This window comes from Lederbergia sp. B243.17, assembly GCF_057657925.1.
In genome coordinates this window covers 1-16,602 of record NZ_JBWBKF010000096.1, presented here as the reverse complement: position 1 = coordinate 16,602, position 16,602 = coordinate 1, and the positions used below count along the sequence as shown (strand labels likewise).

The following is a 16,602-nucleotide window of genomic DNA, read 5'->3' as shown; positions in this document are numbered from 1 at the left end:
GAATAATCAGGCGTATCAAAGGAAGCAAAAAGGCGCCGAAAGGGAACTTCGATTTCCCCTCGGCGCCTTTAACGGGCGGTAATTTGTCGTTCATTGTCTTCAGGTCAGAGCATGATCATTCTTCTCGATTGTTATTGGCGAGCTGCCGTTCAGCCATTTCTATAGCACGTTTGACCATGTTACCAGCATCTCTGGCTCTGATGCCGCCCCAGCCCTCTTTCTGGACCACATCATAAAACCCAAGCTCCTTTGCCAACTCTTCTTTCAATTGATCAGACATGACTCCTCTTCTTCTTCCCAAAGCAACTTCCTCCTTTTCGCCCGCATTCTTAGCTTGGGCAATTCGAGGAAGATTATCGCGGGAAACATTGACCAGTCCAGCCATGGGAAAAATATGAAGTCAGAAGACGGCAAAAAGCAGCAGTACTGAATTACTGCTGCCCCATTGCTATGTTTCCTGCTGTATCTTCGTAGAATGTAAGTTCAACCGTCTCAGTAAGCACATCTGCATAGCTGTAGGAAACACGCTCGAACGCGTTCTCCTCCTGGTCTAATTCGATGACAAAAACCGATGGATAAGTTTCTGCCAAAATCCCAGAACGTTCAATCGTCTTTCTGCGACCTCCATTGGCTTTTAACATTAATCTTTTACCCAAGTTGGAATCAAGGGATTTTTTAATGCTCGCTAATGTTTTTGGCATTTCGCTCCACCTCACTGGTTTTTATTATAACACAGGGGTAAAAAAATGTCAAACAAATTAATAATTTTATCAATGATACCGATAAGTTGTCAATGCTTTTTTTTCATCAAATTGATTGTTTTTACAACATTTTTAGTATGACCCGCCCTTCTCAAATTATCCGCAAGAAGAGTATTATGTAAAAAAGCATTGGATTCCAAACCAATGCTATTCGGTGCTATCTATTCCTCATCGTCGCTTGGGGGTTTGAACGGCATTCCTGTCCGCAGCACCCCTCTTGTTTCAATTCCTCCGATGCCCTTTTCCCCGGTTAGCGTATTGCGGAGCACTTCCCACACGTTGATCCGTTCCATAAATGGGGTGTAGCAAATTCTCGTAACAATGTAAACGGGGTCGAGAGCGTGGATATTCACTCTTTGCGGAGAGCTGGCAAAATTGGCGCCGGCCTGGATGAGGGATTCAAAATGGGACTGGCACGCCCCCGCAAAGATGACGAGCTGATCCAAATTTGGAATCTTTCTCCGAGCTTCCCTTACCGTTTGAACAAAGTACTTCGAATGGCGGTATGCGTTTATATCTGTTTTCTTCCCTTTGGCCTTTGTATATGCGTCATGACCAGTGATCACAAGAATATCCGGCCGGTAGTAATCGAGCAGCGACTCAATCCGCAGATGCATTTCTTTCTCATCACAATGAACGCCATAAACCGAAACGCCGATTTTTTTGTACAGATCCACACATTTATTTAAATAGCCCTGATCCCCGTCAAGGTGGAGAACCCGGCCGGGAATCTGGAAATAATCGAACTCCTCACGATAGCCGTCTGTAACCCTGTATTCCCCTGCTTGGCGCAGGAGCTCCAGATCCTGCCGGAACAGCTTAAACGACTGCTCCTCGAGGGAACGGACCTGTGATGCTTTCCTGGAAAGCTCCGACTCGCTGAACCGGACAAGATCATCCAGGGGTGCATCTGCAATTAGCCTGTAATCCTCCCCATATAGGACTGCAATCTTCCGTCCTTCGTTCTCCGTTATGTCGATGATGCGGAATAAAATATCGCATTGATAGGAAAGACGGCCGACAATTGAATTGATCTCCATTCCAGTCTCATCTCCAATGTTCAGCAGAATGATCTCATTCTCTGACATAGAGTATGCACCCAGGGCGGGCAATGTGTCTGAAGGATTGAGATTCGGTCTATTCCTTCTTTTTGAGTGGAAGAAGGGCTTCACTCAGTTTGCCGAACTCCTCGATCGACAGCGTCTCTCCTCTGCGGGAAGGGTCAATGCCCGCAGCTGACAGGGCAGCCGAAATCTGTTCTTTCTGTTCCTTTCCTTCGGGCATGCCATTTACAAGATTATTCATGATCGTTTTCCGTCTTTGCGCAAAAGACATCCGGACGACCTCAAAGAAGAAATCTTCATCCGGAACCACCGCCGCAGGTGTATCCCGCCTGATGAGGCGAATCACAGCCGAGTCCACATTCGGCTGGGGCATAAAGACGGTTTTCGGGACGATCATTACTGTTTCCGCTTTCGTATAATACTGCACTGCAATGGAAAGCGAGCCGTAATCCTTTGTGCCAGGCTTGGCGGAGATCCGGTCGGCCACCTCCTTCTGAAGCATGACAACCATCCCGCGGATCGGGAGCCTATTCTCCAGTAGTTCCATAATGATCGGCGTGGTCACATAATACGGAAGATTGGCGACGACCATAATATCTTTTATACCGGAAAATTCCTCTTCGATGATTTCCTTGACAGATGCCTTCAATATATCCTGATGAATAATTTTGACATTGGAATATGGTGAGAGCGTATCGGCCAAGATCGGGAGGAGCCGCTGATCAATTTCAAATGCCAGTACCTTCTTGCTCTTACGTGCCAAATGCTCTGTCAACGCACCGATCCCCGGCCCGATTTCAATCGCTCCTGTCTCTTCTGTCAACCCTGCATACTCCGTTATATTCCTTAATATATTCGGATCGATCAAAAAGTTTTGGCCCAGGCTCTTTTTAAACGCAAAGCCGTACTTCGCTAAAATTTCCTTTGTTCTGATTGGTGTGGCAATGTCCTTTTCCATTCGTACCTTCCTCCTGAAGTCCAGGGAAACCGTTGCCCTGTCCGTCTCATTTCTCTTCGTCAATTCGCTTCATCGCTTCTGCAAAAGCTGTGGGGCTAATCTGAAATGCCATCAGCCGCTTATGCAATTGCTTCCCATTCGTATAGCCGATCTTCAGCAGCTTTCCGAGCTGTTCCCTGCGTCTGGAAGCAGCCGGTCCTCCGATCAATCCCCAATGAATTAAATCATCTTTCGTTATCTGCTCTTCAGGCTCTTCCTGCATCGTCTGAGCATGGCGCAGCGCCTCCAAGATCGCCTCTTTGGATGCATGCTCGACTCCCAGTCCTCTGCCATGCTTCGGTCTTGCCTCCTCTTTATCCAAGAAGGCATGCTTGCAATCCGGAACGGCCGCAGCAATCGTTTTTCTTATCTTTTCGCCCGGAAAGTCGGGATCCGTGAATACGATGACGCCCCTTACGCGCTGGGCGTGCCGGATTACCTCAATCGTGTCGCCGGAGATAGCTGAACCGTTCGTCTCGATTGTGTCCGCATCAAGCGCCGACTGGATTGCTCTTGTATCATCTTTACCTTCCACAACGATTATTTCTTTTATTTTCATTTTTCCTCCAACTAGTGAAACTTTTTTGTCGACCGCGTCGTCTATATAGGTGAGAGACATTTCCCCCACTCTTGGCCGGGCTGCCGAATCTGTGAAGATGAAAGGCAGCCCCTAACGTCCTTTTCTTTTCCATTCATTATTATAACCCAAAGCATGATTGAAGAGAAAATCAAAAAGGGCAAAGGAGATTGCTCTCCCCTGCCCCTATGGTATCAATTTACAACTCTGATCTTAACCCGTTTTGAACCGTATCTGTACGCTTCCTCTTTTGAAGAAACAAACAGGTCAATTCTATTTCCTTTGATCGCACCGCCTGTATCGCCTGCGACTGCGTAGCCGTATCCTTCCACCCATACCTTGGAACCGAGCGGAATGACTTTCGGGTCAACAGCAATTACCTTGGCTCCCGGATTGGATCTCAAATTAATGCCAGTTGCAGTGACGCCTGAACAGCCATTGCAATATGCTGTATAAGCAGTGGCATTCACGTACATCTCTTTGCCGCCTTCAGGAGCTGCACCTGCTGCCTGTGCCGTGCTTTTTGTTCCGCGTGACACTTGTGCAGTAAGCACCTTAGTCCCGACAGCCACTATTTTACTCTGGCTTTCCTCAACCTTTTTTTCGGCGATGAGCTTACGGGATACTTCTTTTCCGTTTTCTTTTACTACTTCAAACTCTTTTTTCGCCAGGCCGTTCTTGCCAGGCTGGACTACTTTTTCAACACCCTTGGCGAGCTTATCATCTTTCTTTGTCACAATTGCAAAATCAATCGGTTCTTCCACTACATCGGTGACCTTTTCAACGCGGATAACGTTCACTGTACCATTCGGCTCCACGCTCTCATCCAAACCTGGCTCTACACGGTCAAGCTGGCTGAGTGTAATTCCCTGTTGCTCTAAAAAGTCAGCGACAGTAGTCGAAGTTGCCCATACTTTTTCTTCTTGGTTTCCATTTTTCAACACGAGAGGAAAAGCGCGCTCAATCGATAATTTCATGTTATCGGAAATCACCTTATCGAGCGATACATTGATCTTATCATAGTCTGTTAAACTCATATTCTGCGACTTCAAGAACTCGCGGACTGTTTTCGTCGTAGTCCAAATCTTTTCTTCTTTCTTCCCGTCTGTCAGTACAACCTGCTTGGCGGGTTCCCACGCAAACGTCAATCTATTCTTTACAGCGGTATCAGGCGAATGAGATAAATAATCCCCTTCACTGACCGTAATGTCCAGCTCCTTTAATACATCCCCGATTGTGTCAGCATGTGTTTTCACAACGACTTTTTCGCCATCCAGCGTAAGTGCCACAGTCTTTTTTGTCCCCTCATATGCAAGGATACAAAACGTAGCTGCAAACACTACGAAACTGGCAACAAAAAGGCCTAACTTGTGCCGGTTCATTGTAGATAACAATGAACCATTTCTGGGTTCTGTGTTCATCAACACGCCTCCTTCTTCTCCGTGAGATTATATAAATATTAATCGCCCCATGTCAACTCACAATTTCTGGTGGGGTTACGCAACATTATGCATAACTCGCAAGAAAAAGAAAAGCTAGAGTTGTCGACATAGTCTCTCAACAAAGAAGTAAGTTTTGTCAAACATTCTGGAATCGGACATGAAGCAGACAGGCTTTCTCACGGTCTTACAGTATTCTTTGTCAGTTGATGCCGAATAGTCTTTTTGCGTTTTCTGCAGTCACGGCAGCCACTTCTTCTACCGGCAGGTTTTTCAGTTCAGCAATTTCTTCTGCTACCAGTTTGACATAGGCTGGCTCATTTCTTTTGCCTCTGTTTGGATGAGGTGCCAAATATGGGCAATCCGTTTCAATCAGAAGACGCTCCATTGGGACAGCTTGCGCGACTTCCTTCGGTTTTTTTGCATTTTTGAACGTCACCGGTCCTCCAAGGGAAATGTGAAAGTTCATGTTTACACATTCCAGCGCTGTTTCAGCACTACCGCTGAAGCAATGCATGATGCCGCCGACTTCATTGGCCTCTTCTTCTTTGAGGATAGTTACGATGTCTTGAGTAGCTTCTCGGTTATGTATGATGATCGGCATCTTTAATTTCTTCGCCAGCTTGATCTGTCTGCGGAATACATCCTTCTGTACATCATGGGGAGATTTCTCCCAATGGTAGTCGAGGCCCATTTCACCAAGAGCGACTACTTTCGGATGTGCTGCCTTTTCTTCAATCCACGCGAGATCCTCATCCGTCATATCAATGGCATCAACCGGATGCCAACCGATGCTGGCGTAGAGAAAGTCATACTCGTCGATCAGTTTTAGCGCCCTTGTGATTGTTTTGCGGTCGAAACCGACCACTACCATATTTTCTACTCCTGCTTCTTGTGCTCTTGCAATGACTTCTTCCAGATCCTCATCAAATTGATCGTCGTTCAAATGAACGTGAGTATCAAATAGCATTGTCAAAATCTCCTTAGTAGAGTATACGCCATAAATCCGTAACATTTATCACAGTACTCTAACATTATGATTACAACAAACTTCATAGAGAGAGAGCGAATAAATATGCATGATTCGCTCATACCCCTCTATGTCCCTGTTGTATAAAAGTTTTTAGAATTTACAGTTTTATTAAAATTACTTTACAAGGGCCCCGTTTTCCAGTGACTGATCGACACTTGCCAGGGATAAAATTCCGTTTTTCTCACCGGCCAAGATCATTCCTTGGGACAATTCCCCCCGCAATTTCACTTCTTTCAAGTTCGCCACAACGATTACTTTACGGCCGACGAGTTCCTCTGGACTGTAGAATTGTGCGATACCCGATACGACCTGACGTTTCTCATAACCCAAGTCGAGTTGAAGTTTTAACAGCTTATCGGTCTTTTTTACCGGTTCACAATCGATGACCTCTGCTACCCTCAATTCAACTTTCATAAAGTCATCGATCGTGATTTCAGGCTGTCCATCCGAATTTTCTTCTTTCGGCTCTTCGGCAGCTGCAGGAGAGCCGCCTTGCATCTGTTCTTTGATATAGTCGATCTCCTCTTTCATATCAAGGCGAGGGAATATCGGTTCTCCCTTTTCTGTTACCTTTCTTCCCTCAGGAATGAGGCCGAATTTCTCAAGACTGTCCCAGGCCTTCAGCTGTTCCTCTTCAATTCCCAGCTGCTGGAACACCTTTCCCGGTGTTTTGGTCAAGAATGGCTGAAGAAGTACAGCTGCTCTCCGAAGCGATTCGGCCAAATGAACCATAACACTTCCGAGTTCTTCCCGTTTCTCTTCTTTTGCGAGCACCCAAGGTTGTGTTTCATCTATATATTTATTTGTCCGGCTGATCAATTGCCAAACGGCCGACAAAGCAACTGAAAACTCCATCTTCTCCATGGCCTCTTCATATTGCTTCACGACATCACCATTGATCTTTAGCAGATCATCATCAAATGCAGTAACCGATCCCGCGTACAGAGGAATTTCGCCGCCGAAATATTTATTGATCATTGCTACTGTCCTGTTCAGCAGGTTGCCGAGATCATTTGCAAGGTCAAAGTTGATACGTTCTACAAATCCCTCTGGAGTAAAGACGCCGTCTGCTCCGAATGGAACCTCACGAAGAAGATAATAGCGAAGTGCATCAAGGCCATAACGGTCAATCAGCGTAACCGGATCGACAACATTCCCCTTCGATTTCGACATTTTCCCGTCTTTCATCAACAACCAGCCATGCGCAAATACCTTTTTCGGTAGCGGCAAGTCAAGCGCCATCAGCATGATCGGCCAGTAAATCGTATGGAAGCGTACAATCTCCTTCCCGACAAGATGAACATCGGCCGGCCAGTATTTAAGGAATTTCGAATCGTCATCCGTTCCGTAGCCGAGAGCTGTAATATAGTTTGTCAATGCGTCAATCCAAACATAGATTACATGCTTCGGGTTACCTGGAACCTTGATTCCCCAGTCGAAAGTCGTTCTGGATACGGCCAAGTCCTCAAGTCCCGGCTTCAAGAAGTTATTAACCATTTCATTTTTCCGTGACTCAGGCTGGATGAACTCCGGATTTTCCTCATAGAATTGAAGCAGCCGGTCTACATACTTGCTCATTTTGAAGAAATAGGACTCTTCCTTCACTTTTTCGACCGGACGTCCACAATCCGGGCATTTTCCGTCAATTAGCTGTCTCTCTGTGAAAAAGGATTCACATGGCGTACAATAAAGTCCCTCGTATTCATCAAGATAGATGTCTCCCTGGTCCAAAAGTCGCTGAAAGATTTTTTGGACGACATCCTTGTGGCGATCTTCCGTAGTCCGGATAAAGTCGTCATAGGAAATTTCCAACTTGCTCCACAGCTCCTGAATCCCGCTGACAATCTCATCAACATAAGCTTGAGGAGTAACACCTTTCTCTTCGGCCTTCTGCTGGATCTTCTGCCCGTGTTCATCAGTCCCTGTCAAGTACATTACATCGAAGCCTCGCAGACGCTTGTAGCGGGCCATTGCATCCCCCGCCACCGTTGTATATGCATGACCTATATGCAAATTGCCGCTCGGATAGTAGATCGGCGTGGTCAGATAAAATGTTTTCAATTTTTCTTTCACATTTGTTCCCTCCTCTTATGTCTATAAACAAACGTTCTTTTTGGCATCATAACCCCTTATATCAACAAAATATACGTGAAATTAGACATTTCCGCAACTTAGGCACGTCCAAATCCCACTCTCATTATTCAAGGGAAGGAACTTGTCGAAAAATATTAGTTGAAATATGGAGGAAATTGTTAATCAAAAAAGGTATTATAGTGTAGTAGAGTGAACTAGTTCTCTCAAATGCTAGCTAATTAATAAATTGACGCATATGGGAATGACTGGTATGATTATACTACTCCTAGAAATTTGTCGAATTATGGCGAAATAATCTGTAGTCCTATCTTGAGAGGGGAAATGAGGAAAATGAAATCGACTGGAATTGTTAGAAAGGTAGATGAGCTTGGAAGGGTTGTAATCCCGATCGAACTTCGTCGCACTCTAGGAATTGAAGAGAAGGATGCGCTGGAAATATATGTTGATGACGATAAAATCATCTTGAAGAAATACAAACCAAGCATGACTTGCCATATTACCGGTGATGTTTCTGATGACAACGCGTTGCTTGCCGGCGGAAAGTTGGTAATCAGCCGTGCGGGAGCAGAGCAATTAATGAAGGAAATTGAAAATGCCTTCCACTTGAAAGAAGAAAGGTAAGTACATAAAAAAATCCGGCTAACGCCGGGTTTTTTCTTTTTATCTTCGATAACATTTTAATCTTCAACATGGTAAATCTGGTACACGTCCCGCTTTTTCATGCCTCTGTCAAGGGCAGCCTGCTTAATCCCTTCCTTTGCGGTAACCTTTCCTTCATTAATATAGTGGTTAACATGCTCCTCAACCGTCAAGTTTTCCCACCACTCAGCTACAGCCTGTTCTTGTATCGTTACCCCGCCTGCTTCAAGAATAATGCAGAACTCTCCTCTGACCTCTTCACTTCCAGCCCATTCCAGTGCATCCTCTGCGGTTCCCCTGATAAATTCTTCATACTTCTTGGTCAGTTCGCGGCAAAGGACCACAGTTTTTCCGCCATAAATGCCTGCAATCGCCTTAAGTGTTTCTTTCAGCCGATGCGGCGCTTCGTAAAGGATCGCAGTTGTATTTAGCTTAAAGATCGCCTCAAGTTCTGCTGCCTTTTCCTTTTTGCCTCTGGGCAGGAATCCATAAAAATAAAAAGGCTGGGCTTTAATGCCTGACGCAATCAAGGCGGTCAAGGCTGCATTGGCTCCAGGTATCGGCACGACTTTTATTCCTTCCTCGATGGCAAGAGACGCCAGTTCATAACCCGGATCGGATATACAAGGCATGCCCGCATCACTGACAAGCGCTACTGTTTCTCCTCCCTTAAGCCTTTCTACAAGCTGCTTCCCGCTCGTTTCCTTATTATGTTCATGGTAACTTATTAAAGGGGTTGTTATATCAAAATAATTACAGAGCTTTTTTGTGTTCCGGGTATCTTCAGCAGCAATTACATCTGCCTCTTTCAGAAGTCGTATCGCACGGAACGTCATGTCCTCCAAATTACCGATCGGAGTGGAAACAAGATAAAGGATCCCCCCAATGCCTGTCCCATCAAAACTCTTTTGAATTCTCATAACGGCCACCTGCCTTTTGCAAAAAATGTTCTTTCTGTTTGCGGGTCAGTTTTTTAAATGCATATTCCGCCCTCATCGCCTGGCGCTTATCGCCAAATTCCTCACTATAAATAACCGTTACCGGGGTTTTTGCCCTTGTATATTTTGCTCCTTTGCCGCTGTTATGCTCGGCAAGACGCCTTTCCACATCAGTCGTATACCCCCCGTAATAGGAGCCATCGCAACATTCCAGCACATAAAAATAATGGTTATTCTTTATTTCCATATAATATTTCTCTCACTTCAGGGGTATATTCACCTTCATCGTCATACACAAACAGTGGAGGCAATGTTTTCAACCCCGGCTTGCCGTCCTTCATGCCTTCAACAAGGATGGTATTCGCCTCTTTTCCGTTCTTTGGATAGACAAAGCGAAGCCTTTTTGGCTCCAGGCGGTAGTGACGCATTGCTGTAAGAATATCCATTAACCTCTCCGGACGATGGACGAAGGCTGCCTTGCCTCCTTGTTTGAGGAGCTGACTGCTGACACGGACGACGTCATCCAGTTTGCAGAGGATCTCATGCCTTGCGATTGCAAAATGCTCATTTTCATTCCTCTCCTCTGAGGACGGCGACAAAAAGTAGGGTGGGTTGCATGTGACGACATCATACTTGCTGCTTCCTAATATTTGCGGCATGTCCTTCAAGTCTCCATGGATCATGTTCAGCTGTGTCTCCAGCCCGTTATAGGCAACACTCCTTACTGCCATATCGTACAGCCTCTCCTGTATCTCTACTCCTGTTATGTCCGCCTTTGTTCTGGCGCTTAAAAGCAACGGAATGACGCCATTTCCCGTACATAAATCGACCACCTTCCCCTTTTGGATCGGCAAGTAGGCGAACCTTGCCAATAAGACGGCATCAAGGGAAAAAGCGAACACGGAAGGACTTTGTATAATCCGCAGGTCTTCAGCGAGCAAATAGTCCAAACGCTCATCAGGTTTTAGATTCATCATGTTTCACACTCCATTAAAACAGCCTTCCTTTTTGTAAGGAAGGCCTCGATAATCTCCAGACAGCCGCCCAAACGGTAATAAGCTTCTCGTTCCGCGGCCTGAATGCATCTTTATTTTTTATTGAGGAAAGAAAGACAGAAGAGACAGTCCTCATCCCGGCGAGGACTGCCGAAATGAACGTTGCAAATATGGAAGCCTTCTTGGTAGAGACGGGCCAGATTATCATATCCTTCCCCGATCTCTGTTATTTTCTCATACACCGTTTTGTCTTTCTGCTTTTCTTCGTCTGTCAAAGCTTTATTCTCGTCCTGTCCCTGTTCCATATGTCTGCGCAAATGGTCGTTCTCTAGTTTCAAATGATGATTTTCTTCAATCAGCTCGGCAAGATATTGCTTCAACTCGCCCAGTTGCTGATAGAGCTGGCCAATTTGCATCTCCATATTACTGACTGAATCAAAGAATTCCTTCTTATCCATTGCACTCCACCTCGTTATTCCGTGGCCGGGACAGACGTTGCACTCTGACTTGTGATCTCCTCCAGCGTGTATTCCAGCATGCGCTCCTGCCCTGACAAGTCCACTTGGATCAACCGTTCCAAAATGTTCAAGCCTGTCACCCGGCCCATGCCGTCAGGGGTCTTGATCGTCTCACCTACATCAGGCAGCTCTGCCTTAGCAGCTTCGTATTCATCATTTTCATATTTCAGGCAGCACATGAGCCGTCCGCATAACCCAGAAATCTTCGTCGGATTCAAAGACAGGTTCTGGTCCTTCGCCATCTTGATCGACACCGGTTCAAAATCTCCGAGGAACGTGGAGCAGCAAAGCATTCTTCCGCATGGTCCGATGCCGCCGAGCATCTTCGCTTCATCTCTTACACCGATTTGGCGCAATTCGATTCTCGTCCGAAAAATGGCCGCCAAATCTTTTACCAGTTCGCGGAAATCGACCCGGCCATCCGCTGTAAAATAAAATATTACCTTGTTCCGATCAAATGTATATTCAACATCCACCAGCTTCATATCAAGCTGGTGAATTGAAATCTTCTCGGTACACACACGATAGGCCTCTTCCGCCGCTGCCTTGTTCTCTTCGACATTCAGCATGTCCTTCTGGTCTGCAATGCGAACCACTTTTTTGAGCGGAAGCACCACATCGTTCTCATTAACCCTTTTTATATCTGTAACAGCCTTGCCATACTCAATCCCTCTGGCAGTTTCAACGATGATATAATCATCTTTAAAAATTGGAAACTCTCCAGGGTCGAAGTAATATATTTTACCGGCTTTCTTAAACCGGACACCTACAACATTATACAAAAGAAGGTCCCCCCTGCAAATTTAGCACAAGCTGTTCCATTAACAGCTGAGGATTCATATTTGCTTGTAATTTCCGTTTGGCTTCCAAAATTGCAGTCATTTGGTCCGACAGCCTTGTCGCAGAGGTGCGCAGGGCATCTTGAGCCAGTTGGGCCCTCATGTCGGGATAGACCAAGCTCTGTTCCTTCCCCAATTGTATATAAAGTACATCTTTATATAAGAGCAAAAGCAAGTCCAAGCCTATATTTATCTGAGGCCTTTCCTTGAAAAGGCCATGCCATTCCTCTTGTAAAACAGTCATCGCGTACAGCGGCTCCTGTTTCATAACTTCATATAATTTTAACACTGTCTTTCTGGCCTGTGCAAACCAATCTTCCTCATTGAGGATGAGAGCCTGCTCCATATTATTCGTCATGGCCGCGAGCAGCGGAGCCTTAACGGGATGGACACCGGCATCTACCAGCTTGGCTGTAAGAATCTCAGCCGGAATGGACTTGAAGGATATGGACTGACAACGGGATAAAATCGTCGGCAGCATACGCTGAGGCTGAGAGGTCGTCAAAATGGCAATCGTTTCGGAATACGGTTCCTCCAGAAACTTCAACAGGCTGTTCGCTGCCGCGATGCTCATTTTCTCTGCATCAATCAGCATATACAGCTTTTTATTGGATTCCACGCCCGATTTACTGAACTCGGAACGCAAGGCCGTAATCTGATCCTTTTTGATAGATTGCCCGTCCGGTTCGACCACATGCACATCGGGGTGATTGCCTGAATAAATCCTCTTGCAATTGACACATTGGCCGCAGGGTTCAACCGCCCCCCGCTCACAAAAAACACTGGCGGCAAGCAGATACCCTGCTTCTCGCTTGCCGGTTCCTGCCTCACCTTCAAACAGGTAGGCATGGGACAGACGGTGGCGCTCGATGCCGTTTCTCAGCATTTTAGCGGCAAATGGCTGTTCCTTCTGAAAGCTTTCCCAAGTTTGGGACACCCGATTCACCCGCTTACGTTTATAAATTGATAACAGCCTCTTTATCGGCTGCGGCTATTAAAATTGGTGAAACTGTTCGATTGGCACTACAAAAACTGTCGCTCCGCCAACAGATACTTCAACCGGATACGGGATATACGAATCCGCATTTCCGCCCATAGGAGAGACTGGGGCCATCAGCTGCTCACGGGATTTGCAGTTATCTTTGATGACTTGAAGAGCTTTTTCGACTCTGATGTCTTCCGTCCCAATCATAAATGTTGTATTACCCGACTTCAGGAATCCGCCGGTTGTTGCCAGCTTTGTTGCTCTAAAATTATTGTCCACCAACGCTGTCATTAAACGGTTGCTATCTTGGTCTTGAACAACTGCCATGATCAACTTCATATAGATTCACCCCTCCATATCGTTTTACTTCTGAAAATCCATTCCATCATATTATATCAGTTAAACCCATCTGTTACATAGGTATTCCGCGTTCATTTTAAATTTCCTCTTTTCTGCAGGAAACTTTCGACTTTCTTCTTCGCCTCTTTGTATACCTCGTCCAGAGAGCGGGAAGCATCTATTTCTACGATCCTTTCTGGGAACCTCTCCTTCAGGATCTTATACCCTTCACGAACCCGTTGATGAAAGCCCAAATCTTCCAAATCGAGCCGGTTCACTTCCCGGCCCTTGTGAGCTTCGATTCTCTGCAGGCCGATTTTTGGCTCAATATCGAAGTAAAGCGTCAATTCCGGCAGGACATCCTGTATGGCAAACTGATTGATTGAAAAAATCTCCTCAATGCCGAGCCCTCTCGCATAACCTTGATAAGCGAGGGAACTGTCGATGAAACGGTCGCAGAGAACAATAGAACCCTTCATCAGCTCAGGCAGGACCTTTTCGATCAGATGCTGCCGTCTCGCCGCTGCATATAGCAGAGCTTCGGTACGGCCGTCCATTTCAACATGGTCTTTATTTAAAATGACCCGCCTGATTTCCTCTGAAATCCGGATACCGCCTGGTTCTCTCGTCGGTATTACCTTTATCTCCTGTTTACATAAATCTTCGACGATCTTACTCATGATTGTCGTCTTTCCGGATCCGTCTGGACCTTCAAACGTGATGAATACTCCCTGCATTCCAAAACCTCCGCAGCACTAGCTTATTGTGTTTTAGTATATCATTCACCAGATGATTTTTCAGCAGGCGATTGAATATACACGGCAATCTTTCCGTCCTTTAAATGTTCCGCTCCCTGGAACCGCACCCCGGCGACCAGCAGCTCTTCCAATCGGGAGATATGCCATCCCGTAATCGTCTCTCCGGGCATGAGCAATGGAATGCCCGGCGGGTAGGGAATGACCATTTCGGCTGCGACACGTCCTTCCCCTTCTTTTATATATACCCATTCTGAGAGAATGCTGTACCTGTTTTGAAAAGCAGCAGCAGATATTTTTGATATTCCGCTTAACTGTATGTTTGATGCTCTCTTTTCAGTATAGGCTTCCTTCCTTGTCCACTCGATTTTTTTCATTCTGGTAACTGCATCTTTATACGGAAAGGCCATACCTTTTTTCAATAGAGGAAGAACGAGAAGAACAGCGTTCGGGTCGGCCAACTCCGGATAGATACCAGCCTCCTCCAGCTTCTTCTGCAGATCCACCCCGCTATAATTTTCATGGCGCAGCGTAATTTTGAGCGGGTCATCACCTGACTGGACAGTCAGGGAGGGTATGGATTCAAGGGAAGCGATGAATCGTGACCCTTCTTCCAACGTATATGCGATGTCCTCCTGATTAAAACCCGCCAAATAGCTACGGGCAAAGTCCAGCGATGCCATAATCGGATAGGAGGGACTGCTTGATTGGAAAATCGATAAATACCACTCCAATTTCTCCTTAGACACCCGGGAACTGTTGAGATGCAAGTAGGACCCCATCGTCATTGCTGGCAGCATCTTGTGAGCCGACTGTACAACAACGTCGGCACCCAACGAGACCGCGGAAGCCGGGAATGGCTCCCCCAGCATAAAATGCGGGCCATGTGCCTCATCAATCAGGACAGCCGCACCAAATTGATGGGCGGTCTTTATGATAGAACGGAGATCATATGTATGTCCGTAATAGTCCGGATATGTAAATATACAGGCTGTGATGGCTGGAAAACTTTCGAAAGCCTTTTTGACCTCTTCTTGATCCACCTTACCTGGAAGTCCTGTTATGCTATCTATTTCCGGGGAAATGAATACCGGCTCAGCCTTTGCCAGCATGATTCCATTCAAAACAGACTTGTGGCAGTTCCGCTGGACGAGAACTGTATCGCCCTCGCTGCACGAAGACATGATCATTGCCATGTTTCCAGACGTGCTGCCATTTACAAGAAAGTAGCTCTTCTCTGATTCATACAGATCGGACAGAAGCTCCTCTGCTTCCTGAATGACCCCCTCTGGAGAGTGCAGATCATCCAGTCCGGTTAGCTCCGTCATATCTATGCCCGCAATCCGGCGGAAGGCAGAACCGATTTCAGAAGCATATAACGCACCGTTTTTATGGCCCGGAACATGAAAGGATATCGGCCTCTCTCCTGTACGGGAAAGCAACCGCTCGTACAAAGGCATTTTTGACTGATTCATTCATCTTCTCCTCTCCACATCCTTTCTCATTTTACCCGGCAAAAAGAAATAAGACCAGACGAATCCGAATCGTCTGGCCTACGAAATTACCCTCGCGTCGGTCACAGCTTTTAATTGGGTAATATAGTAATTGTATTGCGGGTCACTCGTGCTTGTGCTGACCATCTCTTTCTCGCAATCTGTGCAAATGAATGCTGTATACAGGTGAATTCCCTTCTCTTTCGGATGCTCACAAATAACGCACCTTTCCATTGCCCCACCTCCATACTGTCATCATGCCCGTATATTAATTTTATATACATAATTTTCAACCAACTGCGCCCAATCACATACTCCATCCTATGCCGGCAGGACAGCGGCCGTGTTTGTCTGCCGGAAATCTAATTATGTGCAGGATGGATGGGGCGATACCTTCATTAAGAACATTAGATAATTGCTTGGGTGGCGGGCGGGAAGGGAGTATTAAGGAACCGGAGGGGCTGGAAGCTGGATGTGAGGAGATTGGAAAAGGGATACATGCCTAAATGAGGGACTATTGCTAGTGGCCTCTGAGAAAGCTGGTCATAAATTGAAGGCAGGTGCGCCATTGAGGGGAATCTTAGTATCCGCCACAGGCAGGCGATACTTTGGCCGGGAACGACATAAAGTTGCTGAGGTGGTAGATAACTTTCCTGAGAACGACATACATTCATGGAGTTGATCGATATCTTTGCCGTGGGTGCCCAGAAGCAACTGGATTTCAGCTAAAAAAGATGAACTTGCCAATATATTCTCCAGGACGGCGATATATTTACTGAGAACGAGATATATCCCCCAGGAGTGAAATATATTTGCCGAGACGGAGATATCTTCTCCCGGAGTGAGATATATTTTCCAAGACGAAGACATATATGCTACGGAAGAGAACCTTATCGATGAAACACGATATAGCCTATAAACGGACAATAAAAATGGAACAGCTGCCCCATTAAGCAGATAAAACAAAAAAACACCGCATCCGCGGTGTCTTTCGTTTTGCCTGGCAGCGTCCTGCTCTCGCAGGGGGAAACCCCCAACTACCATCGGCGCTGAAGAGCTTAACTTCCGTGTTCGAGATGGGAACGGGTGTGGCCTCTTCGCTATAGCCGCCAGACAAGGTTATAAGAGAAATGTTT

At 46.2% G+C, this 16,602-nt stretch carries 19 protein-coding genes and 1 rRNA gene; 1 reads left to right on the top strand and 19 read right to left on the bottom strand.

Translation table 11 applies throughout. The features are described 5' to 3' along the window. Positions 1 to 115: 115 nt before the first annotated feature. From AC0TWI_RS19960 to metG, 8 genes are all read right to left on the bottom strand, one after another. Entirely contained in the window at positions 116 to 301 is a 186-nt protein-coding gene (locus AC0TWI_RS19960; RefSeq protein ID WP_488128095.1) for a small, acid-soluble spore protein, alpha/beta type, read from the bottom strand. Between the two features lie 130 nt (positions 302 to 431). Next, positions 432 to 701 (bottom strand): biofilm formation stimulator Veg, encoded by a 270-nt coding sequence (veg, locus tag AC0TWI_RS19955; RefSeq protein WP_488128094.1) that lies wholly within the window; start codon positions 699 to 701, stop codon positions 432 to 434. 221 nt (positions 702 to 922) lie between these two features. After that, the gene (gene yabG, locus AC0TWI_RS19950; protein WP_488128126.1) at positions 923 to 1,801 is read right to left on the bottom strand and encodes a sporulation peptidase YabG; all 879 of its coding nucleotides are present in this window, start codon (positions 1,799 to 1,801) and stop codon (positions 923 to 925) included. A 97-nt stretch (positions 1,802 to 1,898) separates the two neighbouring features. Beyond that, on the bottom strand, positions 1,899 to 2,783 hold the full coding sequence (rsmA, locus tag AC0TWI_RS19945) for a 16S rRNA (adenine(1518)-N(6)/adenine(1519)-N(6))-dimethyltransferase RsmA (RefSeq protein ID WP_488128093.1): 885 nt from the start codon (positions 2,781 to 2,783) through the stop codon (positions 1,899 to 1,901). 46 nt (positions 2,784 to 2,829) lie between these two features. After that, positions 2,830 to 3,381, bottom strand: coding sequence for a ribonuclease M5 (gene rnmV, locus AC0TWI_RS19940; RefSeq protein WP_488128125.1), 552 nt, complete (start codon positions 3,379 to 3,381; stop codon positions 2,830 to 2,832). Between the two features lie 212 nt (positions 3,382 to 3,593). Beyond that, a complete protein-coding gene (locus tag AC0TWI_RS19935) occupies positions 3,594 to 4,820 on the bottom strand; it encodes a resuscitation-promoting factor (RefSeq protein WP_488128092.1) in 1,227 nt (408 codons plus the stop codon). A gap of 220 nt (positions 4,821 to 5,040) precedes the next feature. Continuing rightward, entirely contained in the window at positions 5,041 to 5,808 is a 768-nt protein-coding gene (locus tag AC0TWI_RS19930) for a TatD family hydrolase (RefSeq protein WP_488128091.1), read from the bottom strand. 177 nt (positions 5,809 to 5,985) lie between these two features. Beyond that, positions 5,986 to 7,944 carry a methionine--tRNA ligase gene (metG, locus tag AC0TWI_RS19925; protein WP_488128090.1) on the bottom strand — a complete coding sequence of 653 codons (1,959 nt, stop codon included), beginning with the start codon at positions 7,942 to 7,944 and terminating at the stop codon, positions 5,986 to 5,988. A gap of 351 nt (positions 7,945 to 8,295) precedes the next feature. On the opposite strand from metG, the gene abrB reads away from it, so the two are divergent. Continuing rightward, positions 8,296 to 8,586 (top strand): transition state genes transcriptional regulator AbrB, encoded by a 291-nt coding sequence (gene abrB, locus AC0TWI_RS19920; RefSeq protein ID WP_488128089.1) that lies wholly within the window; start codon positions 8,296 to 8,298, stop codon positions 8,584 to 8,586. A gap of 56 nt (positions 8,587 to 8,642) precedes the next feature. Here abrB and rsmI read toward each other — a convergent pair whose 3' ends face one another. From rsmI to rrf, 11 genes are all read right to left on the bottom strand, one after another. After that, positions 8,643 to 9,524: a 16S rRNA (cytidine(1402)-2'-O)-methyltransferase gene (rsmI, locus tag AC0TWI_RS19915; RefSeq protein WP_488128088.1), complete on the bottom strand. Its 882-nt coding sequence runs from the start codon at positions 9,522 to 9,524 to the stop codon at positions 8,643 to 8,645. Continuing rightward, a complete protein-coding gene (locus AC0TWI_RS19910; RefSeq protein ID WP_488128087.1) occupies positions 9,502 to 9,789 on the bottom strand; it encodes a GIY-YIG nuclease family protein in 288 nt (95 codons plus the stop codon). The genes rsmI and AC0TWI_RS19910 overlap by 23 nt, the downstream gene beginning before the upstream one ends. After that, on the bottom strand, positions 9,773 to 10,519 hold the full coding sequence (locus tag AC0TWI_RS19905) for a tRNA1(Val) (adenine(37)-N6)-methyltransferase (protein WP_488128086.1): 747 nt from the start codon (positions 10,517 to 10,519) through the stop codon (positions 9,773 to 9,775). Before AC0TWI_RS19905 ends, AC0TWI_RS19910 begins: the two co-directional genes overlap by 17 nt. Positions 10,520 to 10,629: 110 nt before the next feature. Then, positions 10,630 to 10,995: a DNA replication initiation control protein YabA gene (yabA, locus tag AC0TWI_RS19900; protein ID WP_488128085.1), complete on the bottom strand. Its 366-nt coding sequence runs from the start codon at positions 10,993 to 10,995 to the stop codon at positions 10,630 to 10,632. Positions 10,996 to 11,009: 14 nt separating this feature from the next. Beyond that, positions 11,010 to 11,837 (bottom strand): PSP1 domain-containing protein, encoded by an 828-nt coding sequence (locus AC0TWI_RS19895; RefSeq protein ID WP_488128084.1) that lies wholly within the window; start codon positions 11,835 to 11,837, stop codon positions 11,010 to 11,012. Then, positions 11,830 to 12,831, bottom strand: coding sequence for a DNA polymerase III subunit delta' (gene holB, locus AC0TWI_RS19890; protein ID WP_488128083.1), 1,002 nt, complete (start codon positions 12,829 to 12,831; stop codon positions 11,830 to 11,832). The genes AC0TWI_RS19895 and holB overlap by 8 nt, the downstream gene beginning before the upstream one ends. Before the next feature lie 57 nt (positions 12,832 to 12,888). After that, on the bottom strand, positions 12,889 to 13,218 hold the full coding sequence (locus AC0TWI_RS19885) for a cyclic-di-AMP receptor (RefSeq protein ID WP_488128082.1): 330 nt from the start codon (positions 13,216 to 13,218) through the stop codon (positions 12,889 to 12,891). A 92-nt stretch (positions 13,219 to 13,310) separates the two neighbouring features. Beyond that, positions 13,311 to 13,955 (bottom strand): dTMP kinase, encoded by a 645-nt coding sequence (gene tmk, locus AC0TWI_RS19880; RefSeq protein WP_488128081.1) that lies wholly within the window; start codon positions 13,953 to 13,955, stop codon positions 13,311 to 13,313. Between the two features lie 41 nt (positions 13,956 to 13,996). After that, positions 13,997 to 15,448, bottom strand: coding sequence for an aminotransferase class I/II-fold pyridoxal phosphate-dependent enzyme (locus AC0TWI_RS19875; RefSeq protein WP_488128080.1), 1,452 nt, complete (start codon positions 15,446 to 15,448; stop codon positions 13,997 to 13,999). 78 nt (positions 15,449 to 15,526) lie between these two features. Then, positions 15,527 to 15,700 carry a sigma factor G inhibitor Gin gene (locus AC0TWI_RS19870; protein ID WP_488128079.1) on the bottom strand — a complete coding sequence of 58 codons (174 nt, stop codon included), beginning with the start codon at positions 15,698 to 15,700 and terminating at the stop codon, positions 15,527 to 15,529. A 764-nt stretch (positions 15,701 to 16,464) separates the two neighbouring features. Then, positions 16,465 to 16,580, bottom strand: a 5S ribosomal RNA gene (rrf, locus tag AC0TWI_RS19865). Positions 16,581 to 16,602 lie beyond the last annotated feature (22 nt).